This window comes from uncultured Tenacibaculum sp., from assembly GCF_947498805.1.
Classification (GTDB): Bacteria; Bacteroidota; Bacteroidia; order Flavobacteriales; family Flavobacteriaceae; genus Polaribacter.
This window is the reverse complement of sequence record NZ_CANMLT010000002.1, coordinates 480,349-501,698: the sequence shown is the minus strand read 5'-3', so window position 1 is coordinate 501,698 and position 21,350 is coordinate 480,349. Positions and strand designations below refer to the sequence as shown.

The window sequence follows — 21,350 nt, the reverse complement described above, 5'->3', positions numbered from 1 at the left end:
AGGTTTTTAAAGTTGAGTTAATGAAGGGTTAACAGGAATGATTCTTTTGTTTTCAGTAGATATGACCTATAGTTTTGAAGTATTAAAATTTAAAACCATAGCATTATGAAAGCAATTCAATTTATTCTATTTAAAGTAGCAGTGTGCCTTATACCAACGTTGTTAAACGCACAAGTACCAGAAACTCCAACTCCTCCTAATAATACGCATACTGACGTAACCACTACAATTAGTAATTCAACGAGTGTATCTAATTCAAATGATACGTATAAATTTTTATCGAAACATGAATCTTCAAAAAAAGAAGGTGTTTTAGAAATCTTGGAAGATGCTTTAGATGATGTTACTGTAAAAAGAAGTGGAAGTACCTATGTATGGAAAAAAATAAAGCAGGGAGAAACAGTGTTTTATTGTAAGTTAACCAATAGCACTTTAAAAATGGTTTTGGAAAAAGACGAAGTGTCATATAGCTTTAGTAAAAAGATCAAACATTTAGGTGATGAACTAAAAAATTATATCTCATCACACAGAAAACATATATTTGGAAATGCTTCTAAATCAGTGTCTAACGCTCAAATAAGAGTAGATAGAGCTAAAGAAGAGTTAACACGAGCAATAAGAAATTTAGAAAAAGTAAAAAGGAATTCTGAAAACTAGTAAAATCAAATAATTGTTAAAAACGCAATTTATAAGCTGAAAATCAACGAATAATAATGTAAAAGTTGATTTTTGGCTTCACTTTTTATGTATAATTCAAAATATAAGCCAATTCATTTTAATAATTCAATAATAAAAATTGGAAAAATTGGGGTAATTTTAGTATTTTCGCAATCAAATAAAAAAACAAACAATGGCTAGATTTGAATTAAAATTGCCTAAAATGGGTGAAAGTGTTGCAGAAGCAACAATTACTTCATGGGTTAAAGAAGTAGGTGACACTATTGATATTGACGACACGGTAGTAGAAGTAGCAACTGATAAGGTTGATAGCGAAGTACCTAGTGAAGTAGAAGGAACCCTAGTTGAGATTTTATTTGATAAAGACACAGTTGTTCAAGTTGGAGAAACAATTGCAATTATAGAAACGGAAGGGGGAGCAGTAGTAGAAACTGTAGCAGCCCCAAAACAAGAAGCACCAAAAGAAGTAGCTCAAATTGAAAAAACAGTAGAAGATGCTAAAGAAATGGTAGCTACTACAATAGATACTTCTTCAAGTGATCGTTTTTATTCTCCTTTAGTAAAAAGTATAGCACAAACAGAAGGTATTTCATTATCAGAATTAGAAACTATTTCAGGAACTGGAAAGGATGGAAGAGTTACTAAGAATGATATTTTAACTTATATAGAAAATAGAGGAAGTCAACCGAAACCAGCAGTAAAACCTGTTGTAGCGGCTCCTGTAAAACAAGCTCCAGCTAAAGTTTCAACTCCTATCACTATGAGTGGAGAAGATGAAATTATAGAAATGACTCGTATGGGTAAATTGATTTCTAAGCACATGGTAGATTCTGTACAAACATCTGCGCATGTACAATCATTCATAGAAATTGATGTAACTAATATTGTTAAGTGGAGAAATAAGGTAAAAGATGCTTATTTAAAAAGAGAAGGAGAGAAGTTAACTTTTACTCCAATCTTAATGCAAGCAGTAGCCCAAACTATTAAGAAATTCCCATTGATTAATATTTCTGTAGATGGTGACAAGATTATCAAGAGAGGAAATATCAATTTAGGAATGGCAGCAGCTTTACCTGATGGAAACTTAATTGTACCAGTAATTAAAAATGCAGATCAGTTAAACTTGGTTGGAATGACTAAGAAGGTAAATGATTTAGCAAATAGAGCAAGAGCAAATCAATTAAAGCCAGATGAAATTCAAGGTGGTACTTACACAGTTACCAACGTTGGTAGTTTTGGATCTGTAATGGGAACTCCAATTATCAACCAACCTCAAGTAGCAATTTTAGCTTTGGGAGCTATTAGAAAAATGCCATCTGTTATTGAAACTCCTGAAGGTGATTTCATTGGAATTAGAAGCAAAATGTTTGTATCTCATTCTTATGATCACAGAGTAGTAAACGGAGCTCTTGGAGGTATGTTTATTAAAACGTTTAAAGAAATTTTAGAATCTTGGGATGTAAATCAAGATTTTTAAACTGAAGATATATCAAATAAAAAAGCTCACTTTACAAAGTGAGCTTTTTTATTTTTAGTAAGCTATTAAATTTAATAACTCCTCTTTAAATCGTTCTTTAGGTAAGTATTCTTTCTCTAGGTTTCCAGCAAAAGGAATAGGAGTTTCAAGACTCGCTACTCTTTTTACAGGAGCGTCTAAATACTCAAAACAATTTTCCATAATTAGGGAAGAAATATCACTAGATACACTTCCAAATAAAGAATCTTCTTGTACAATAATCACTTTTCCGGTTTTCTTTACTGATTGATATATTGCATCTGTATCTAAAGGATGTAAAGATCTTAGATCAATCAAATCTGCTGAAATATCTTGATGTTCTTTTAAGGTATCTAAAGCCCAATGAACAGCAGCTCCGAATCCAATAATAGTAACATCATTACCCTCTTTTAAAAGAGAAGCCTTTCCTATTGGTAAAGTATAATAATCGGTAGGTACATCTTGATAAGTACTTCTATACAACGCTTTATGCTCAAAAAACAGTACAGGATTAGGATCATTTATGGCAGCGGTTAATAAACCTTTAGCATCATAAGGAAATGCTGGATATATTACTTTAAGTCCGGGAGTCTTGGTAAACCAAGCTTCATTGGTTTGTGAGTGAAAAGGTCCAGCGCCAACTCCTGCACCACAAGGCATTCTTACTACTACATCAGCTTTTTGTCCCCAACGGTAATGTGATTTTGCTAACAAGTTCACAATTGGATTAAACCCTGTAGAAACAAAATCTCCAAATTGCATTTCCATAACAGCTTTCATACCGTTTAAAGATAAACCATAAGCTGCAGAAACAATGGCAGATTCGCAAATAGGAGTATTACGAACACGCTCTTTTCCAAATGCTTCTACAAAACCTTCTGTAATTTTAAATACACCACCATATTCAGCAACATCTTGACCCATAACAACAATAGAGTCATCTTTTTCCATTGCTTGTCTTAAACCGTCTGAAATAGCATCTATTAAGCGAATGTTTTTAGTTTCTTGATTTGCCGGTATATTAATAGGTTCATAAGCTTTATATACATCGGACAATTCCTTTGTAATTGTTGAAGTAATGGTTGGTTCTTCAAAAGCAATGTTCAGATTATCTTGAATCAAGTTTTTAAATTCATTTCTAAAGTTTTCATCTTCTTCATTGGTTAAGATATTTTCAGAAATTAAAAAGTCTCTAAAATTGTTTAGAGGATCTTTTACAGCCCAATAATCCATTAACTCTTGTGGAACATATTTTGTACCACTTGCTTCTTCATGACCACGCATTCTAAAAGTTTTGAATTCAATTAAAACGGGTCTTGGATTTTGTCTAACACTTTCTGCTAGTTCTGATACTTTAGTATAAACTTCTAAGATATTATTCCCATCAATAATGTGAGACTCCATACCATATCCTTTTCCTCTATCAGCTAAATGTTCACAATTGTACTGTTCAGAAGTAGGAGTAGAAAGACCGTATCCATTATTTTCAATACAAAATAATACAGGTAAACTCCATACAGAAGCAACATTTAAAGCTTCATGAAAATCACCCTCACTAGTACCACCATCTCCTGTAAAAACGGCACAAACTTGATTGTTCTCTTTTAATTTGTTAGCTAAGGCAATTCCATCAGCAATTCCTAATTGAGGTCCTAAATGAGAAATCATTCCTATTACTTTGTAGTCTTGAGTACCAAAGTGAAAACTTCGATCTCTTCCTTTTGTAAAACCATTGGCTTTTCCTTGCCATTGAGAAAAAAGACGATGTAATGGAATTTCCCTTGAGGTAAAAACTCCTAAGTTTCTATGCATCGGTAGAATGTATTCCTCTTTTGATAAAACAGAAGTAACTCCAACAGAAATAGCTTCTTGTCCAATACCACTAAACCATTTAGATATTTTACCTTGTCGAAGAAGAATTAACATTTTTTCTTCAATCATCCTTGGTAATAACATCTTTTTGTAGAGATCAAGAAGTGTTGTATTACTGAGTTTGTTTTTATTGAATTGTATAGCTGATTGTAAGTTGTTCATTTTTGAATTCTAAGGTTTTTAAGGAATATCAAATGTGACTAAAAAAAATATAGAATCAAAGTTTATTTGATAATTTTTCAATTTTAACACTCTTTTTTTAAGGGAGTGTTAAAAAATAGCCAAATAAATTATCTATATGTAACTAGTTGCTTCCATGAGAGGGAGGGATATTTGTGTATATTGCCAGCTAATTAAAAAAAAAAAACATGAAAAAAATAGTACTATTTTTATTGTTGGCCATTTCTGCTGTGGGAATAGCACAAGAAAAAGCTTTACTTCGTTTGAACTATGAGTAAGGAGATGTTTATTTAGTAAAAATGAACATGAAGCAGAACATGATTGGAATGATGGATTTAGATATCAATATGGATATGAGTATGAAGGTTACAGGATTTGAAAATGATTATTATAGTACTGAGATGAAGTTTACACATGCTACAATTGATATGATGGCCCAAGGGAAGACGATAAAGTATGATTCAAATGTAAAAGAAGAGGATATGAACCCATTTGCAAAAGGAGCACATGTAAAGATGAAGCCTCTTTTAGAATCGGTAATGGGGTTTACTTATGATAAATTGGGAGAGGTTAAAGAAACAAAGGTAATTTCAGGTACTGCAAGCGCTGATGCTTTTAAGGAGAATTCAAACGGTATTATGTATCCAAAAGAAGCGGTTGAAGTAGGTACAGCTTGGAAAGAATCTAAAACAACTGGTGAGGGAGTAAAAATGAACTATGAGTACAAAATTACTGCTATTGATAATGATAAAGTAACTATTGGTATATCAGGAACTATTTCTGAAGTTGGTGCGGGAACATTAACAGGAACTGCCTACATAGAGAGAAAAACTGGAAATGTTTCAAACTTAACTATTGACATGAACATGGATATAATGGGGCAAAAGATGAAGCAGGTATTGACTATGACTACCACCAAAATATAATTCGTAAAACGGAAATATAAAAAAGCTCAGAAGAAATTCTGAGCTTTTATTTTTTGGTGAAGTACCACCAATTCATATCTCTTGTGAGTTGGTATCCTAGTTTTTCATAAAGTTTAATAGCTGGATTTCCTTTAGTGGTGTGTAAAATAGGATGTTTTCCGTCTTCTATAATATCTTTTGTAACATGTTGGGTTAGTTGTTTAGCAAATCCTCTTTTAGTAAAATCAGGATGTGTAACCACACCACTTACTTCTATAAAATCATTTGTTTGCATACGTTGGCCTGCTATGGCTACTAATTGTTCATTTTTAAAAATTCCAAAGTATTTTCCCATATCAAACGTTCTTTTTTTATAGTACCCTGGCATTACTAACCAAATCAGGTTATAGATTTCATCCACATTTTTTTCAGTTAAAGGAACAATTTCTTCTGTTATAGTAACTTCTTGTATATTCTCTAAAACCATTTGAACTCCTTCGATTTTTTTATCTAATATGATTTTTGAAGTATCATATGTAGGAGTTTTACTTTCTGAAACTAGAAAAAATGAATCTGTTAGTTTTGAATATTCATTTAAAGCATGTTCAGTTTTCTTGGTATTGGTGAATGCACCAAATGGACAAATAGTAGGCTGATAAAAAGTAACTTCATCGTATTGAATAGAAAACTTTTTATGGGTCTCTTCTAACGAAGACCAAACAGGGTTAACGAGCTTGTTATTCATTGTAGAGATTGTTTAAGGCTGCTGTTAAATCTGCAAAAATATAATTATACAATTTAGATGTTTTATCAGCAGAAACTCTACTTCCTTTTAATAGTATATAAGCCATTTCTCCTAAGGCAGTTTTTAAAACAAAAGAAGGAGCATTGATTGGAAATACTGCTTTTTGAATGGTTTTGCCCAATGTATTTGTAAAGCTTTCATTAGTTTGGTGCTGGGGTGCTACAGCATTGAATATCCCTTTAAAGTTTGTATTATGTACAGTTTCAAGATATAAATTACACAGATCTTTGATATGAATCCAAGGAACGTATTGTTGTCCATTACCTAAGGCAGATAAAAAGAGGGGAGTATTCATTTTAGTCAGTGCTCCACCTGTTTTGGTTAAAACTACCCCAGTACGGAGAATAGTAACAGGAACATCAATTTTTTGAAATTGTAAAGCAGCATTTTCCCATTGGACGCAAATGTTAGAAATAAAATCATTTTCTGGACGATCTTCTTCTGTAAAAATTTTGTCTGAAGTCTTAGCACCGTAATACCCAATTCCGGATGCGGAAATAAACCCTTTTAATGGAATTTGTAATTCTTGTACTTTTTGAAATAGTAAGTTGGCAGATTGAACTCTACTATTTATAAGCTCTTTTTTTCTTTTGGTAGTCCATCGTTTGTCGGCAATTCCTGCTCCTGCTAAATGAATAATATGCGTTACTCCTTCAAAAGCTTTAACATCAATATAGTTTTCGGAAATGTTCCAATGAAATTCATTTTTATTTTGAGGAGAGCGAGTAAGTATAGAAACTTCGCATTTATTGGCTCTTAAAAGATCCTGAAGTTGTTTTCCTATTAACCCGGTTCCTCCAGTGATTAAAACTTTTACCATGTTCCTTTTTGTTTTTGGTTGGCTTCACAAAGCTGAATTATTTCAGTAATTCTCTTTAATCGTGTAGCTTCTCTTTTGGCACTAAAAAGCCAATATAAATATCCTTTTCGATAAGATCGTGCAAAATTTTGATAATTTGAATAAGCAACAGGATTCTTGTCAAACTCAATTTGTAAGTCTTTAGGGATAATAAGATTTTCCACATTGTCTAAAGAAGACCAAGAACCGTTCTCTTTTGCTGTTTCAATTGATTTTAAGCCTGATTGATGTATTAACTTTTCAGATAACAATTCATCAATATATCTTTTATTTAAAGCACTCCAAACTCTTTTAGGTTTTCTCGGACAAAAATATTGTTGACGTTTTCCATCACCTAAGCTTTTTACGGTAGAGTCAATCCAACCAAAGCACAAAGCAACTTTCACAGCTTCTTCCCATCGCATGCTTGGAGTATTTGATTCTACTTTATATAAAATTAAATTAACACCAGTACTTTTATCATGGTTTTCAAGTAACCATGCTCTCCACTCAATATCAGTTTTAAAATATAGCTGAGGCCTGTTTTTACTCATGTTTATCTAATTATTTTGGAAGGAAAGGCAACAATACTTTCATATCCATTTTCACCAACAGCCGATACACCAAAGAAATAATTATCTATAACAATTCCTTCTAAGGTAAACTCTGAAAGGTCTCCAACATACCTGCTATGATCCCAAGTAGGAGAAGTAGTGTCTCTCCAATAAATTTTATATCCTTTTGCTCCATCAACTTTGTCCCATTTAAGTTTAACAGAAGGTTCTACAATTCCTCCAATAGCAACATTATTAGGTGAAGTTGGGGCCGTTGCTACACTTGCTAAATTTATAGCATTTACAGCAGTTAGCTTTTTGGCATAATCAAAATTAACAAACTTAAGTTTATCTCCGTATTCTATTCCGTTTTCTGATCTTATATCTTGATGTTGTTGCGTGTAGTTTTCATGAGCTTCCATAATACGTATTCCAGGAAACCCAGCATCGTTAAATGGACGGTGATGACCACCTCTTCCGAATCTATCTAAGCGATATACCATTTTCGGATTCATTTCAGGCATATAAGTTTTAGTAGTTTTATAAATATATCGCGCTAATTGACGAGAAATACCGTCTACTTCGCCACCATAAAAACGTCTTGCTCTTCGTTGACGTTCAGTTTCAGTAGGAGGGGTAGGTTCAGAAAAAATTCTAAAAGTACGATTGTCTATAACTCCATCAACACCTTTGATGTTTCCAATCATATCATTGTTCATCACTCCTAAAATATTCCAGCCTTTTTCTTTAGCATGGGCAGCCAATCCTTTTCCTCCAAATAACCCTTGCTCTTCACCAGAAAGCCCCACATAAATAATACTATTGTCAAAAGAATATTTACTTAATACACGTGCAGCTTCTATTGCTCCAGCCATTCCAGTAGCATTATCATTTGCTCCTGGCGCGTCATCTGTAAAGTTGTTTGGGTCTGAAATTCGAGAATCAATATCACCACTCATGATGATATAATTATTTGGATTCTTTTTTCCTTTTTGAACCGCAACTACATTAACCACCCAAACATCTTTTGTAATTCTATCATTAGTTCCTTTTTTAACCAAATCTTTTTGATAAAATACATCTAAGCAATTATTGCAGTCTTTTGAAATTTTATCAAACTCAGATTTAATCCATCTTCTAGCTGCACCGATCCCTCTGGTATCAGAAATGGTATCGCTTAAAGTATGCCTAGTACCAAAATTGGCTAAAGTGGTTATATCAGCTTTTATTCTATCTGCTGAAATAGCATGTATGATATCATAAATTTTAGCATCCGTTTGAGCTGATAAACAAAGGGAAATTCCTAAGAAAAGTGTAGTTATGTATGTTTTCATTTGAATAAGTTTTAAGGTTAACTTATTGGTTAGACGTGGTAAATCAAAATCATTGCAATACAATATTATTTTTTAAAATGCCAAAAAGGAATTTTTGAGATAATAACATTGGAAGTATCTTTTTTTCGAATACGTTTACGCGTTATTTTTAAGACATGGTCTCCTTCAGCCAATGAATCAATATTAATATAGGTTTCATATCCTAGATCTTTGCGTTTGTTTTTAGTAGCGATAAATTTAGAAGGATACTGAATCGAATCGATATATATAGAAAACATCTCGTTGAATGTCTTGTGATATTGATTTACCAAGCTATCACTATTTTGTGTAAAATCATTCCAAAAGAACATTTTTGATTTTAACCCTCTAATATCTTCTTTTGGTTTAAGATCTTTATTAAAGTTAAAAATTTTATCTTCTAGTCGCTCGTTAAAAACAATGAATACGTTTAAATGAGAATCTTTAATGATTTTAGAAGGAATGGTAGCGGTATTTATAAAATCTGTTTTACTTTTAAGTTGATCTTCATAGTTGTGTGGATTTGCATATACTTCTGAAGACTTTCTATCTTCCTTTAAATAGTTGGATTTATTATAAGAGTAAGTAGAAGAAAACAAGATAAATACATATACAGGGACGAGTATAAAACTTAAACGTCTTCCAAAGCGATTGTCTAAAAAGTTATATACTAACGGACGGTATAAAAAAGACAAGGTAATAATGCTAAAGACTCTATAAAGAGGGAAATACAGTTTGGCAATCCATTTTTTCTTTTTTAAAAAACCTTGACTCAAAAAATCAACAAAAGTTAGAAAAGCACCGGCTAAAATGAACAAAATAAGCACTATTCCGATAAAAACAGATATTTTTTCCCAGATTCCATCTAAATCTGTATCCATAAACAAGAATACCGTAAAGAGTATACTTAATAAGGTAAATAAGCAAGCTAAAAAGTAAAATATAAACAGAAAAGAAACTGCAAAAAGTATACTACAATAGTTTTCAAGATTTCCAATATATCTATCAAAAGAACCTATTCTTTTCTGTAAATGTTTTGTGAATTTGGGAACATATTTTAACTCATCGTAATCAATATCTCCCGAAACATATCGAAGTCCTAAAGCTCCAATCCATAGCCCTCGAAGAATTACGTGTATAAGAAGATTGGATATCAGAATCCAACAGGAAACTTTAATAGTATACCAAAGAATGGTCTCTGCAAGTTTAGTATCATGTTTGGCAATTTCAAAATTGGCTTCAATTGGACCAATAGCGGAAAATAAACCAAATATGGCAAAACCCGAAATAAGTAATTCTAATTGCCAACTTTCTTGCTGTAAACGGTCTAATAAATCTTTAAAAACCGAGCTATTGTAGTCTTTACTCATAGTTTGTTTAGTATTGATCTAAAGATACATTGTTTTTTTAAAGTAAAAAACCTCTTCAGAAGAAGAGGCTCTATCATATTATTAGTATTGTGCTATAAGGAATTATATTTCTCGTAGCATCTCGGTTTTGTTTTTGTTTTTCCATGTACCACCAGTAAAATCAGGTACTTTGACAGAACTACTATTTTGAGCTACAGAAAGTTCTGATAGAGGAGTAATAGCACTCCAAAGTACACTATCATAAACATTAATATCTAAGGGTAAACCTTCGTTTAAACACCTAATTAAACGATAAATCATTACAAAGTCCATTCCTCCATGCCCAACTGAATTGTCAGAAATTTGTGATTTCAATTTTGCCCAAAGCGGATGGTTGTATTTTTCTCTATAAGCTTTGTATTGTTCTTCATCTAACCATTTGTGTCCCCACCAAGCCAGTTCCTCTTCATTGATATATAATTTAGAAGGATATCCTTCATGAACAGCTTTGGTACCTACTACAGTATTGAGTCTATCATATGGTCTACCAGAGTGCACATCAAATTGTAGCATTATGGTTTTTCCAAGTTTTGTTTTGATCATGGTGGTATTCATATCACCACATTTGACATTGGAAAACTTACTAATGTTAACTCTTTTTGCAGCGTCACTTAAGCTTTTTTCACGAGAACTCATAGAAACTACATGATCATAGGTGTCTCCACGTCCTATATCCATATATTGACTAATAGGACCTAAACCGTGCGTAGTGTAAAAATTTCCGTCTTTTGTTAAATGATGTTTGATACGCCATTGATCTTCATAATATTTTTCATCCAATAAGTGTTTTCTTAAATCATGAATATAAGCACCTTCTGCATGAGTTAAATCTCCAAAAACTCCTTGGTTAACCATGTTTAAAACCCATAACTCCTCGTTATTAAAACAGCAGTTTTCCATCATCATGCAGTGCTTTTGAGTGCGTTCTGCAGTTTCAATGAGTTTCCAACAATCTTCTAAGGTATAGGCTATAGGTACCTCACAGGCAACATGTTTTCCTTTTTCCATTCCGTACAAAGACATTGGAGTATGCATTTCCCATGGTGTAGCAATAATTAAAAGGTCTATATCATCTCTATCAACTAATTTTTTCCATTCATCAGGATTTCCATAATAGGCATCTGCTATCTTACTATGGGTTTTTTGTAAATGCTCATTGAGTTTGTCAGTTTTGTCTTTTTGAAGATCTGATACGGCTACAATATTGGCTTTGTTAGTTTTAACTAACCAATCGAACATTTGTACTAAAACCTGTCCTCTGTTTCCACAACCAATAATTCCAACATTAACGGTATCTATTTTTGGAGCTGTTAGAGCAAAGGCACTTCCTTTAGCGGTTTTATTTAATAGTTGTGAGGTCTTTTCTTCGTCTTTACAAGAGATTGTTGTAGATAAACCTAAAAATAATGAGGCTTTTGCAGAAAGCGAAAGAAATTTTTTTCTATTCATCATAGTTTCATTAAATTGCTTAAGATGTAGTTACTTGTAAAGGTATCAATTAATTGCTATTTTTACTGGCTAAAATTTACTAAACGACAAAAATCAACATAAAAAAATATGTATAGTTCAAAAATTACAGGTTTGGGTTATTACGTTCCTGAAAACGTGGTAACTAACGATGATCTTACCCAGTTTATGGAGACAAGTGATGAATGGATTCAGGAGAGAACTGGAATTAAAGAGCGTCGTTGGATTGATCCTAAAACTGAAGATACTACTTCGGTAATGGGAGCAAAGGCTGCTAAAATAGCGATTGAAAGAGCTGGATTGACAAAAGATGATATTGATTTTATCATTTTTGCAACCTTAAGTCCAGAATTATACTTTCCTGGTGGAGGTGTGCAAATTCAAGATTTATTAGATATGCCAACTATTGGAGCATTAGATGTACGTAATCAATGTTCTGGATTTATTTATTCATTATCTGTGGCAGATCAGTTTATCAAAACAGGAATGTATAAAAACATACTTGTTATTGGTTCTGAAAATCACTCTGGTGGATTAGAGAGATCAACTAGAGGTAGAGGGGTAACTGTAATTTTTGGTGACGGTGCTGGTGCAGCAGTTTTATCTCGTAGTGAAGAAGAAGGAAAAGGTATTTTGTCTTCTCATTTACATTCAGAAGGAAAACATGCTAAAGAATTGGCGTTAATAGGTCCTTCTACAGGAAGATGGGTAGACGCAATCATGGAAGAAAATGATCCAGATGATACTTCATATTATCCATATATGAATGGACAGTTTGTATTTAAACATGCTGTAGTTCGTTTTTCTGAGGCAATTGTTGAAGGATTACAAGCAAATGGATTACAAAAAGAAGATATTGATATGTTAATTCCACATCAGGCAAATTTACGTATCGCACAATTTATTCAGAAGAAATTCCAATTATCAGACGATAAGGTGTTTAATAACATTATGAAATATGGAAATACTACTGCTGCTTCTGTTATTATTGCTTTAACTGAGGCATGGGAGAAAGGAAAGATTAATGATGGAGATTTAGTAGTTTTAGCTGCTTTTGGTAGTGGATTTACTTGGGGATCTGTTGTGATTCGCTGGTAGTTATAAAGTATAATATATAAAAAAAGCCGAAGTTAAAAACTTCGGCTTTTTTTATTAGAACATGCCTCCTTGAGACTCATTGTCATCTCTATATTTTCGACCTTTACTTTTGTTTTTACCACTTCCAAAGTTATAAGAAAACCCTAGATATACTGAATCATACTCTAGTGTGTAATTTCCTGTTTGAGCAAAAGGATTGTTAGAAGAATACTCAAAGTTAACATTATTGAAAATATCAGTTCCTCTAAAGGTAATACTACCTTTGCCTTCAAGTACCTTTAGTCTTGCTCCTAAATTAATCATAGTATACGGTTGTACTATATATTGAATATTTTCACTTTGACCTCTATGAATAGCAGATAATTGGAAACTTAAATTTTTACTAGCTTTAAAAGAATTGCTTAAACGTGCTTTTACAAGGGTATTCTTAATAGTTTCAAAATTTCCATTTAAAATACCTTGTGAATCTTGTATGTAAGTTTCAAACGAAGGTCTTATCGTCCACCATTTTTGTGGCTTATAGCTTCCTGAAATTTCAATACCATAGCTATCTGAAAAATCATAGTTTGTAAAAGAAGAAACTAATAAATTAGGATTTGCAGTATCTCTTTGAAGAATTCTTCCAATTTTATCATTGGTTCTACGATAAAAAGTCCCAAAAGAGAGATAACCTTTGGAGATTGTTTTGGTATAATTTAATTCTAAAGAGTTGGTAAATTGAGGAACCAAATTCATATTACCTTTAGAAATAGTTAATGGAGAAGCCCATTCCTGAATAGGGGTTATTTGATATGCAGATGGGCGATCAACTCTTCTACTATACGCAAGTTGAAGATTATCTTTTTTGCTTAGTTCATAATTAATGGAAGCCGTGGGATAAAGACTAAAAATACGATCATTTAGATCAGAATTTCCTTGTTCGGTGTTAGAAAAATTAGCATCTAGATTAAACTGTTCTAATCTTAATCCTATTTGAAAAGATAGTTTTTCGTAGGTTTTATTAAAATTAATGTATCCAGAATAGATTTCTCGATGATAGTCTAATGTTGTATTTCCAATAGGCTGTACAGTTGGGGGAGAAGAAACTTGTACCTCTTGATCTGTGAGTATGTTGTTATAAAAGTTTTGTTTTCTAAATTCTAATCCTAATTCTATTTTTCCTTTTGTTATAGGTTTAACATAATCAATATTAAATAGCCATAATTTTCTAGTGTCGTTAATATCATTGGAGTAATTATGTTCTTTTGATAGAGGATTGATGCTCTCTGAATTTGTGGTTACCTCAGGATTTTTAGTTAAAGAATGAGTCAATTCAAATTCTATATTTTGCCCTTTGTCATCTAAATGATATAAATAATCAACATTGTAGGCTTCATCCTTTTGTTTGTATTTAGAAAAACGTTTGTTGTTAAATAGCAAATTAGTATTTTCTAAAATAGTAGTATTTGTGGTCAAGCTATTATTATCAAAATTCTGACTTGTATAAAGAGATAGTATACTTTTAGGAGACACGTCAATATCTACACCAAATTTAAAATTATGACTTTCAGAATTATTTAGAAAATCAATGTCTTGAAATAGGTTATCATTAGGCCTTTTAAGATTGTTAAAAGTTTCATAGTCTCCCGAACTACTACTGTAATTAGTATAAAAATTAGTGATTCCAATTTTATAGTTGGCATTTAAAGAAACATCAGGTCTTGTATTTCTACTATGTTTTATTCCAACAGAAACATTTCCATTAAAACCAATTTTGGTATTCTTCTTTAAAATTAAATTTATAATCCCACTCATTCCTTCTGGAGTATGTTTTGCAGAAGGGTTAGTAATGATTTCAATGCTTTTTATAGAGTTCGAAGGGATTTGTTTTAAAAGTTGCTCTGTGTCAATATTTGAAGGTTTTCCATTGATTAAAATTTGTACATTTTCATTACCTCTGAGACTTATGTTTCCTGATAATTGATTTACATCAATGGAAGGGATGTTTTCCAACATCTCTAAGGAAGTACCTCCAGTGGAAATTAAATCCTTTCCAACATTGAAAATTTTTCTATCAATTTTTTGAACCATGCTAGAAGATTCAGAGTCTATCTCAATTTCGTGCAATTGATGATGGTTTTCTTGAATTTGGATAGTACCTAAATGATGTTTTGAACTTTTATTCGTTAAGTCAACTTCTTTTAAGATTGTTGTATAGCCAATAAATTGAAAGCTTAAAGTAAGTTTGGTTTTTGGGAGTTTTTTTAAATAGAAAAGACCTTTATCATTTGTGATAGTACCAGTAACAATGGTTCCATCTATTTGTTTGCATGTAATGTTTACATAAGGAATTGCAATTTTACTCTTTGCATCAATTACTTTTCCTGAGATTTGATTTTTTTGACTGTAAGTACTTAGAACCATACCAACAAGTAGTATAGTTAGTAAAAACTTTTTCATATTTAAGGGACTTCATATTTAAGTCGCTAAATGTATAAAAAAAAACCAAGGTTACAATCACCTTGGTTTTATTTATATAGTAGTTAGTTGCTTAGAAGAAACCTCCGCCTCCTTGCTTTTCATTACTGTCTCTTCTTCTGCGTTGTTTTGCTTTATTTTTTCCACCTCCAAATCGGTAGTTGAAACCTAAGAAAGTAGTTCTACTTTCCCATTTAAAACGTCCGTTTTGTGTGAATGGATTGTCAGAGTTGAATTGAAATCTCATGGTATTGAAGATATCATTTACTCTAAAGCTAATGTTTCCTTTTCCTTTAAATACGCTATAATTGGCTCCTATGTTAACCATTTTCATTGGATCAACATTCCATTGAATATCTTTAACTCTACCTCTATACATTGCAAATAACTGTAATCTAAGTTTTTTACTAACAGTAAAGCTGTTGCTTATACGAGCATTGAATACTTCATTTTCAACTTCTATTCTATTAGCAGTTGGGTTCGTTAAATTGGTTGTTCCAAATTGCTTTTGAGAGTAGAAATCCATACTTGCATTTGCACGCCACCATTTTGCAATTCTATAGTTTGCAGAAAGCTCTAACCCGTATGCATCTGTATCGTCAAAATTTCTAAAAGTTAATAACTGTGCTCTTGGATTTACATTATCAGGATCTATAGTGGTAACTCTATTAATCACATCAGTAATATTTCTATAGAAACTACCTAAAGTAATTGATCCTCCTTTAACTTTTCTTGTATAGTTGAACTCAACAGAGTTTGTAAACTGAGGTACCAATGTTGGTTCTCCTACAGATGTAATAAGTGGTGTACTCCATTCTCTAATAGGATTCACTTGTTGAATGCTTGGTCTATCAACACGCTTACTATAACTTAATTGGAATTGATTTTTATCAGTTGGGTTAAATGTAAAGAATGCAGATGGGTATACAGTGAATATTTCATCTGTTACTTTTTTAGTTGTAGGTACTCCATTTTCTAATCCATTGAAATTTCCTTCAATATTGTATTGCTCTAACCTAGCTCCTAACTGCATAGTTACTTTTCCAAATTTGTGGCTATAATTAACGTAACCAGAATAGATATCTCTATCATATGTGAATGAAGAGTTTCCTAGGTCAACAAAACTAACAGGTGTAGTACTAGTATCGGCACGCTGTTGATCAGTTAAGTTTACATTATCAGTTGAATTGAATCTATATTCTAAACCTAACTCTAATTTACCCTTTTTAGAAACTGGGTTTGTATAATCAACATTAATTAAAGTATTTTTTCGATCGTTGTTGATATCATTAAAGTAATTTAATGTACGATCAGTAGGGTTTAATAGATCCATATTTCTTAATAATTGAGGAGACTCATTAATAGAATATGTTGCTTCAAACTCAATATTATGCCCTTCTTTTTCGAATTCTCTCTTAAAGTTTACATTATAAGTTTGATTATGACTATCAGATACTTGTGTGTTAGGGGCGTTGTTAGTTAATGTATTGGTATTGTTAAAAATTAAAGAACGTCCAGAAGCATTACTATCAAACCAGTTTTGAGTAGTGTAAAAAGAAAGTGTATTCTTTTCATTTAAATATACATCAGCACCAAATTTTAATAAATGAGATTCATTATCATTCACAAAAATAAAGTCTTGGAGATTTGCTTCATTTCTCACAAACCCAAAATTGTATCTTTCTCCAGTTCTAAATCCGTAGTTACCAAAGAAATTAACCTTTCCTGTTTTATAGTTCATGTTAGTACCAAGATTGTAACGAACGTAATGTCCAGCTTCAATACCAGTATTTACAGAACCATTAAACCCAATATTAGCATTTTTGTTTAAAACAATGTTTATAATTCCACTCATTCCTTCAGGATTATATTTTGCTGAAGGGTTCGTAATTAGTTCAACGCTTTTTATCGATGTAGAAGGGATTTGCTTTAATAATTGAGCCGCTGGAATATTTGTTGGTCTTCCATCTACTAATACACGTACGTTTTCATTTCCACGTAAGCTAATATTTCCTGATTGACTATCTACACTAACAGATTGTACATTGTTTAATAACTCTGAAGCAGTTGCCCCAGCAGAAGTTAAGTCTTTTCCAACATTGATTACTTTTCTATCTACTTTTTGTGTTACTGTAGATGTTTCAGCTCTTACTTCAACTTCGTCTAAAGTAGTACTATCTTCTTCTAAACCAATAGTTCCTAAATTAACTCTTCTATTTTTATTAGTTACATCAATTGCTTTACTAAAAGTTTTATATCCAATAAACTGTACCTCAACCGTACTTTTACCTTCTGGGATATTTTTAATAGTGAAAGCTCCATTATCTGTAGTAATTCCACCTGTTATAATTTTATTGGCAAGGTCTTTGACAATAATATTTACATAGGGTAATGGTTCTTTAGTGGTTTGGTCGATTACTTTTCCCGAAATTACCCCAGGTTTCGGAAGATTACTTTTTGACATTTGAGCAAAAGAAATGCTACTTACAAGTAAAAAGAGTAACAATAGTTTTTGTTTCATTTTATTTTTTTATTGAATAGTTTTAATGTCTAGTAGACTATCTTTAATCTATATTTGTTACCTTGTTTAACAGAGTTTAACGTATTATTAACAAAAATGAAAGATGCAACCCTTGTCTTAGGAGCTTCATTAAAGCCTGAGAGATATTCGAATAAAGCAATAAAGAGATTGATAGCAAATGGTTTAGATGTGTTGGCTGTTGGAAATAGGGAAGGGGTTGTAGAAAACATTCCTATAATTACAGAAAAAGAACATTTTGAAAATATTGATACAGTAACACTCTATTTAAATCCTAAAAGACAAAAAGAGTACTATGATTATATCGTAGGATTAGCTCCAAGAAGAGTTATCTTCAATCCAGGTACAGAGAATATGGAGTTTATTAAAATGTTGGAATCTCAGAATATCGAATCGGAGTTGGCTTGTACTTTAGTGTTGTTAGCAACTAATCAATATTAAGAACGTTTAATGGCGTTTTTTCGGTAGAATAGCGATTACCAGCAATAGCAAGTTCTACATTGTTAAAAACGGTATTGGCTTCTTCTTTAAAAGCCATGATATCTTTATAACGACTAGAATAATGACCAATAATTAATTTTTTTGCATTGGCATCGGCAGCTATTTGAGCAGCTTGTTCGGCAGTTGAATGTTTCGTCTTATCACAAAGATCTTCTCTGTCTTTTAAAAAAGTAGCTTCATGGTATAACAGATCTACATTTTTAATAATAGGTACGATACTTGGTTTGTAAGCAGTATCACTACAGAAAGCAAAACTTTTAGGTGTTGGAGGTTCTATGGTTAATTCACCATTAGGAATAATTTCTCCAGAGTTTAATTGATAATCTTTCCCTGCTTTTAAATTATGATAATCGCATGTTTCAATTTCTTTGTATTGGTTTATATTATCAATATTTAATTTTTTAGGTTTTGGTTTTTCAGTAAATAAAAAACCATTTGTATACACTCTATGATCTAGTGGAATGGTTCTTACTTCAACTTTATCATCTTCAAAAATAAGTTCACTTTCTTTTGAGCTCAACTCATGGAAAACAATATTGAATTTGGTCCAAGATTTTGAAAGTTTTAATTGTAAGACTGTAACCTCTTTAATACCTACTGGACCATAAATATGTAGGTCTTTTTCACGGTTTAAGATACCAAATGTAGAAATTAACCCAATAAGACCAAAGAAGTGGTCACCGTGTAAATGTGAAATGAATATATGATTAATCTTAGAAAAACCAACTTTATACTTACGCATTCTACTTTGCGTTCCTTCACCACAATCAATTAGAAAATGACGATTGTTTATTTCTAAATACTGGGAAGTTGGAAAAGCATTTACCCTAGGTGTTGCAGAATGACATCCTAAGACCGTAAGTTGTATACTCATTTATCTAATAACAAAGCGTTTTGAAATAACTTGTTCTTTAGTTTGGATTGCATAGATATACATTCCAGATTTTAAATTATTTCTATAGAAAGGTAATTCATTTTTTCCAGCTTGCACTTTATAAGTTTTATGAAACACCGTTTTACCTAATACATTTTTTACAGTTAAAATGATTTGCTCATTACTATTAGACTGGAAATAAAAAGTAGTTTTATTAGAAAACGGATTAGGCGATGCCTTTACATCTTTAATAGACTTTTCTTGAGAAAAACCTATAAAAGAGAATGATATAAATAAAATTAATAAAAGTATTTTTTTTACCATAAATTGCTTTTTTAAGGGGTTAAAACAATCTAAGTTTTTAAAAACCTAAATCTCGTTGTATATTTTCCATTTCAATAACATCTTCTGCTTCTTGCAATGTAGGAACAATATTAAATTCCTCAGGAAAAGCATCTATATTGATGTTTTTACATATTAGAACAAAAGACATGCCATTTTTTTTGTGCATACTTGCGTAACTCAAAAATAATGAAATATTTTTCTCAACAACATTTTTTTGCAAAGAAAAATCAATAATTAAGTGATTTTCCTTAAAATTAACATATTGTGTTTCAAAATTTTGATAAAAATCTTCAAATGAATTTTCATCAACAGAAAGTAAAATATATTCTTCAGTAGTATTTATTTTCATCATTATCGTTTTATTTGCTGCGCTAACAAATAAATAACTGCCATACGAACAGCAACTCCATTTTCAACCTGGTTTAATATGATTGATTGATCACTATCGGCAACATCACTTGTTAGTTCAACCCCTCGGTTGATCGGTCCAGGGTGCATAATTACAATTTTCTTGCCAAGGGTATCAAGTATTTGTTTATTAATACCGAATAGTTGCGTATACTCTCGAGTTGATGGAAAATATTTAATATCCATTCGTTCATGTTGAACACGTAACACGTTGGCAACATCACACCACTCTAAGGCTTTCTTTAAATTGGTTTCTACACCTACTCCTAAACTAGAAATATAACGAGGAATTAAAGTAGTAGGACCACATACTTTTACTTCAGCACCTTGTAATTGTAAGGCAAAGATGTTTGATAAGGCTACACGTGAGTGTAAGACATCACCTACAATTACTATCTTTTTACTTTTTAAGCTATTTGTATTTAAAGCTTCTCTCATCGAAAAGCTATCAAGTAAAGCTTGTGTGGGATGTTCATGGGTACCATCACCAGCATTTACAATTCTAGCATCTACGTGTTTCGATAAGAAAACTCCAGCACCCACATTTGAATGTCTCATCACAACAATATCTACTTTCATAGATAATATATTGTTTACCGTATCTATTAACGTTTCTCCTTTCTTCACTGAAGATTGTCCGGCAGAAAAATTAATCACATCTGCAGATAAACGTTTTTCAGCAAGTTCAAAAGAAAGTTTAGTACGTGTACTATTTTCAAAAAATAAATTGGCAATAGTGATATCACGTAAAGAAGGAACCTTTTTTATTGGTCGGTTAATTACTTCTTTAAAATGAGAGGCAGTTTCAAAAATTAATTCTAAATCGTTTGGGTTAAGGTATTTTATGCCTAATAAATGTTCTACACTTAACTGCTTCATTGGTTTATAGTTGTAATTGTTGTATTGTTATTGTTTTGATGCTGTTTTAAATTTGTTCTAAAAATATAGCATCTTCATTTTGTGTTTCTTTCCAGTGAACCACTACTTTTTCTCGATTGATAGCATCTACCTGTCGTCCTCTATAATTTGGTTGAATAGGTAAATGGCGACTAAACCTTCTATCAATTAGTACTAATAGTTCAATATTTTGAGGTCTACCATAAGCTTGCAAAGCAGTTAAAGCAGATCGTACACTTCTACCAGAGTACAATACATCATCTATAATAACTACTTTTTTGTTTTCTATTAAAAAATCAATTTTAGTAGGAGTTGCTTCTAATGGCTCCTCATTTCTTCTAAAATCATCGCGATAAAAAGTAATATCTAATAAACCTAATTGTAAATCAGAAATCCCGTAATCTTCTTTTAATATTTGTACCAAACGATTGGCAAGAAAACTACCTCTAGGTTGTAATCCAATTAATACAGTATTAGAAAAGTCGTTATGATTTTCGATTAACTGACATGCTAATCGATGAAGAATAATTTCAATCTCTTTCGAGGTAAGTAAAATTTTGCTTTCCATTTTTGTCGCTATCAAAGTTTTAAATGATAGTTTCAAAACCCAAAAGTAAGCTAAAATTATACGTGAACAAAATTAAACTTAATGAAACATGAAACTATATAAATAAAA

At 31.6% G+C, this 21,350-nt stretch carries 19 protein-coding genes; 5 read left to right on the top strand and 14 right to left on the bottom strand.

Annotated elements, in window-relative coordinates; translation table 11 throughout:
* Positions 1–105 precede the first annotated feature (105 nt).
* A complete protein-coding gene (locus Q0873_RS05235) occupies positions 106–657 on the top strand; it encodes a hypothetical protein (protein ID WP_299104847.1) in 552 nt (183 codons plus the stop codon).
* Positions 658–850: 193 nt separating this feature from the next.
* Positions 851–2,155, top strand: a complete 1,305-nt coding sequence (locus Q0873_RS05230; RefSeq protein ID WP_299104846.1) for a dihydrolipoamide acetyltransferase family protein — start codon at positions 851–853, stop codon at positions 2,153–2,155.
* A 54-nt stretch (positions 2,156–2,209) separates the two neighbouring features.
* On the opposite strand, the gene Q0873_RS05225 is transcribed toward Q0873_RS05230, so the two are convergent.
* On the bottom strand, positions 2,210–4,207 hold the full coding sequence (locus Q0873_RS05225; protein ID WP_299104845.1) for a dehydrogenase E1 component subunit alpha/beta: 1,998 nt from the start codon (positions 4,205–4,207) through the stop codon (positions 2,210–2,212).
* A 323-nt stretch (positions 4,208–4,530) separates the two neighbouring features.
* On the opposite strand from Q0873_RS05225, the gene Q0873_RS05220 reads away from it, so the two are divergent.
* A complete protein-coding gene (locus Q0873_RS05220; RefSeq protein WP_299104844.1) occupies positions 4,531–5,151 on the top strand; it encodes a DUF6263 family protein in 621 nt (206 codons plus the stop codon).
* A 46-nt stretch (positions 5,152–5,197) separates the two neighbouring features.
* On the opposite strand, the gene Q0873_RS05215 is transcribed toward Q0873_RS05220, so the two are convergent.
* The 6 genes from Q0873_RS05215 to Q0873_RS05190 all read right to left on the bottom strand — a co-directional run bounded on the left by Q0873_RS05215 (position 5,198) and on the right by Q0873_RS05190 (position 11,540).
* Complete coding sequence (locus Q0873_RS05215; RefSeq protein WP_299104843.1) at positions 5,198–5,875, bottom strand: GNAT family N-acetyltransferase; 678 nt, start codon at positions 5,873–5,875, stop codon at positions 5,198–5,200.
* Positions 5,868–6,755: a TIGR01777 family oxidoreductase gene (locus Q0873_RS05210; RefSeq protein WP_299104842.1), complete on the bottom strand. Its 888-nt coding sequence runs from the start codon at positions 6,753–6,755 to the stop codon at positions 5,868–5,870. Before Q0873_RS05210 ends, Q0873_RS05215 begins: the two co-directional genes overlap by 8 nt.
* Positions 6,749–7,327, bottom strand: coding sequence for a YdeI/OmpD-associated family protein (locus Q0873_RS05205; protein WP_299104841.1), 579 nt, complete (start codon positions 7,325–7,327; stop codon positions 6,749–6,751). Before Q0873_RS05205 ends, Q0873_RS05210 begins: the two co-directional genes overlap by 7 nt.
* 2 nt (positions 7,328–7,329) lie before the next feature.
* Positions 7,330–8,661 carry a M28 family metallopeptidase gene (locus tag Q0873_RS05200; protein ID WP_299104840.1) on the bottom strand — a complete coding sequence of 444 codons (1,332 nt, stop codon included), beginning with the start codon at positions 8,659–8,661 and terminating at the stop codon, positions 7,330–7,332.
* Between the two features lie 65 nt (positions 8,662–8,726).
* The gene (locus Q0873_RS05195; protein WP_299104839.1) at positions 8,727–10,049 is read right to left on the bottom strand and encodes a hypothetical protein; all 1,323 of its coding nucleotides are present in this window, start codon (positions 10,047–10,049) and stop codon (positions 8,727–8,729) included.
* A gap of 102 nt (positions 10,050–10,151) precedes the next feature.
* Positions 10,152–11,540 (bottom strand): Gfo/Idh/MocA family oxidoreductase, encoded by a 1,389-nt coding sequence (locus tag Q0873_RS05190; protein ID WP_299104838.1) that lies wholly within the window; start codon positions 11,538–11,540, stop codon positions 10,152–10,154.
* Between the two features lie 105 nt (positions 11,541–11,645).
* On the opposite strand from Q0873_RS05190, the gene Q0873_RS05185 reads away from it, so the two are divergent.
* The gene (locus Q0873_RS05185) at positions 11,646–12,653 is read left to right on the top strand and encodes a beta-ketoacyl-ACP synthase III (RefSeq protein WP_299104837.1); all 1,008 of its coding nucleotides are present in this window, start codon (positions 11,646–11,648) and stop codon (positions 12,651–12,653) included.
* 54 nt (positions 12,654–12,707) lie between these two features.
* On the opposite strand, the gene Q0873_RS05180 is transcribed toward Q0873_RS05185, so the two are convergent.
* Both Q0873_RS05180 and Q0873_RS05175 read right to left on the bottom strand, forming a co-directional pair.
* A complete protein-coding gene (locus Q0873_RS05180) occupies positions 12,708–15,092 on the bottom strand; it encodes an outer membrane beta-barrel family protein (RefSeq protein ID WP_299104836.1) in 2,385 nt (794 codons plus the stop codon).
* Between the two features lie 91 nt (positions 15,093–15,183).
* Entirely contained in the window at positions 15,184–17,631 is a 2,448-nt protein-coding gene (locus tag Q0873_RS05175) for a TonB-dependent receptor (protein WP_299104835.1), read from the bottom strand.
* Positions 17,632–17,727: 96 nt separating this feature from the next.
* Here Q0873_RS05175 and Q0873_RS05170 point away from each other — a divergent pair, with 96 nt between their 5' ends.
* Positions 17,728–18,090: a CoA-binding protein gene (locus tag Q0873_RS05170; protein WP_299104834.1), complete on the top strand. Its 363-nt coding sequence runs from the start codon at positions 17,728–17,730 to the stop codon at positions 18,088–18,090.
* On the opposite strand, the gene Q0873_RS05165 is transcribed toward Q0873_RS05170, so the two are convergent.
* Genes Q0873_RS05165 through pyrR form a run of 5 tightly spaced genes read right to left on the bottom strand, consistent with a single transcriptional unit; the run spans position 18,077 to position 21,242 of the window.
* Complete coding sequence (locus tag Q0873_RS05165) at positions 18,077–19,024, bottom strand: ribonuclease Z (protein ID WP_299104833.1); 948 nt, start codon at positions 19,022–19,024, stop codon at positions 18,077–18,079. The genes Q0873_RS05170 and Q0873_RS05165 overlap by 14 nt on opposite strands.
* On the bottom strand, positions 19,025–19,348 hold the full coding sequence (locus tag Q0873_RS05160; protein ID WP_299104832.1) for a T9SS type A sorting domain-containing protein: 324 nt from the start codon (positions 19,346–19,348) through the stop codon (positions 19,025–19,027).
* A 37-nt stretch (positions 19,349–19,385) separates the two neighbouring features.
* A complete protein-coding gene (locus Q0873_RS05155; protein ID WP_299104831.1) occupies positions 19,386–19,721 on the bottom strand; it encodes a hypothetical protein in 336 nt (111 codons plus the stop codon).
* The gene (locus Q0873_RS05150) at positions 19,721–20,656 is read right to left on the bottom strand and encodes an aspartate carbamoyltransferase catalytic subunit (protein WP_299104830.1); all 936 of its coding nucleotides are present in this window, start codon (positions 20,654–20,656) and stop codon (positions 19,721–19,723) included. The genes Q0873_RS05155 and Q0873_RS05150 overlap by 1 nt, the downstream gene beginning before the upstream one ends.
* A gap of 46 nt (positions 20,657–20,702) precedes the next feature.
* Positions 20,703–21,242, bottom strand: a complete 540-nt coding sequence (gene pyrR / locus Q0873_RS05145; RefSeq protein WP_299104829.1) for a bifunctional pyr operon transcriptional regulator/uracil phosphoribosyltransferase PyrR — start codon at positions 21,240–21,242, stop codon at positions 20,703–20,705.
* Positions 21,243–21,350: the final 108 nt, after the last annotated feature.

What these genes read in the sequence shown, in the direction of transcription:
- Q0873_RS05180 (WP_299104836.1), bottom strand. Translation starts at nt 15,092, where the DNA reads ATGAAAAAGTTTTTACTAACTATACTACTTGTTGGTATGGTTCTAAGT.
- Q0873_RS05155 (WP_299104831.1), bottom strand. Translation starts at nt 19,721, where the DNA reads ATGATGAAAATAAATACTACTGAAGAATATATTTTACTTTCTGTTGAT.
- Q0873_RS05210 (WP_299104842.1), bottom strand. Translation starts at nt 6,755, where the DNA reads ATGGTAAAAGTTTTAATCACTGGAGGAACCGGGTTAATAGGAAAACAA.
- Q0873_RS05235 (WP_299104847.1), top strand. Translation starts at nt 106, where the DNA reads ATGAAAGCAATTCAATTTATTCTATTTAAAGTAGCAGTGTGCCTTATA.
- Q0873_RS05170 (WP_299104834.1), top strand. Translation starts at nt 17,728, where the DNA reads ATGAAAGATGCAACCCTTGTCTTAGGAGCTTCATTAAAGCCTGAGAGA.
- Q0873_RS05205 (WP_299104841.1), bottom strand. Translation starts at nt 7,327, where the DNA reads ATGAGTAAAAACAGGCCTCAGCTATATTTTAAAACTGATATTGAGTGG.
- Q0873_RS05150 (WP_299104830.1), bottom strand. Translation starts at nt 20,656, where the DNA reads ATGAAGCAGTTAAGTGTAGAACATTTATTAGGCATAAAATACCTTAAC.
- Q0873_RS05160 (WP_299104832.1), bottom strand. Translation starts at nt 19,348, where the DNA reads ATGGTAAAAAAAATACTTTTATTAATTTTATTTATATCATTCTCTTTT.
- Q0873_RS05225 (WP_299104845.1), bottom strand. Translation starts at nt 4,207, where the DNA reads ATGAACAACTTACAATCAGCTATACAATTCAATAAAAACAAACTCAGT.
- Q0873_RS05165 (WP_299104833.1), bottom strand. Translation starts at nt 19,024, where the DNA reads ATGAGTATACAACTTACGGTCTTAGGATGTCATTCTGCAACACCTAGG.
- Q0873_RS05185 (WP_299104837.1), top strand. Translation starts at nt 11,646, where the DNA reads ATGTATAGTTCAAAAATTACAGGTTTGGGTTATTACGTTCCTGAAAAC.
- Q0873_RS05200 (WP_299104840.1), bottom strand. Translation starts at nt 8,661, where the DNA reads ATGAAAACATACATAACTACACTTTTCTTAGGAATTTCCCTTTGTTTA.
- Q0873_RS05215 (WP_299104843.1), bottom strand. Translation starts at nt 5,875, where the DNA reads ATGAATAACAAGCTCGTTAACCCTGTTTGGTCTTCGTTAGAAGAGACC.
- Q0873_RS05175 (WP_299104835.1), bottom strand. Translation starts at nt 17,631, where the DNA reads ATGAAACAAAAACTATTGTTACTCTTTTTACTTGTAAGTAGCATTTCT.
- Q0873_RS05230 (WP_299104846.1), top strand. Translation starts at nt 851, where the DNA reads ATGGCTAGATTTGAATTAAAATTGCCTAAAATGGGTGAAAGTGTTGCA.
- Q0873_RS05190 (WP_299104838.1), bottom strand. Translation starts at nt 11,540, where the DNA reads ATGATGAATAGAAAAAAATTTCTTTCGCTTTCTGCAAAAGCCTCATTA.
- Q0873_RS05195 (WP_299104839.1), bottom strand. Translation starts at nt 10,049, where the DNA reads ATGAGTAAAGACTACAATAGCTCGGTTTTTAAAGATTTATTAGACCGT.
- pyrR (WP_299104829.1), bottom strand. Translation starts at nt 21,242, where the DNA reads ATGGAAAGCAAAATTTTACTTACCTCGAAAGAGATTGAAATTATTCTT.
- Q0873_RS05220 (WP_299104844.1), top strand. Translation starts at nt 4,531, where the DNA reads ATGAAGCAGAACATGATTGGAATGATGGATTTAGATATCAATATGGAT.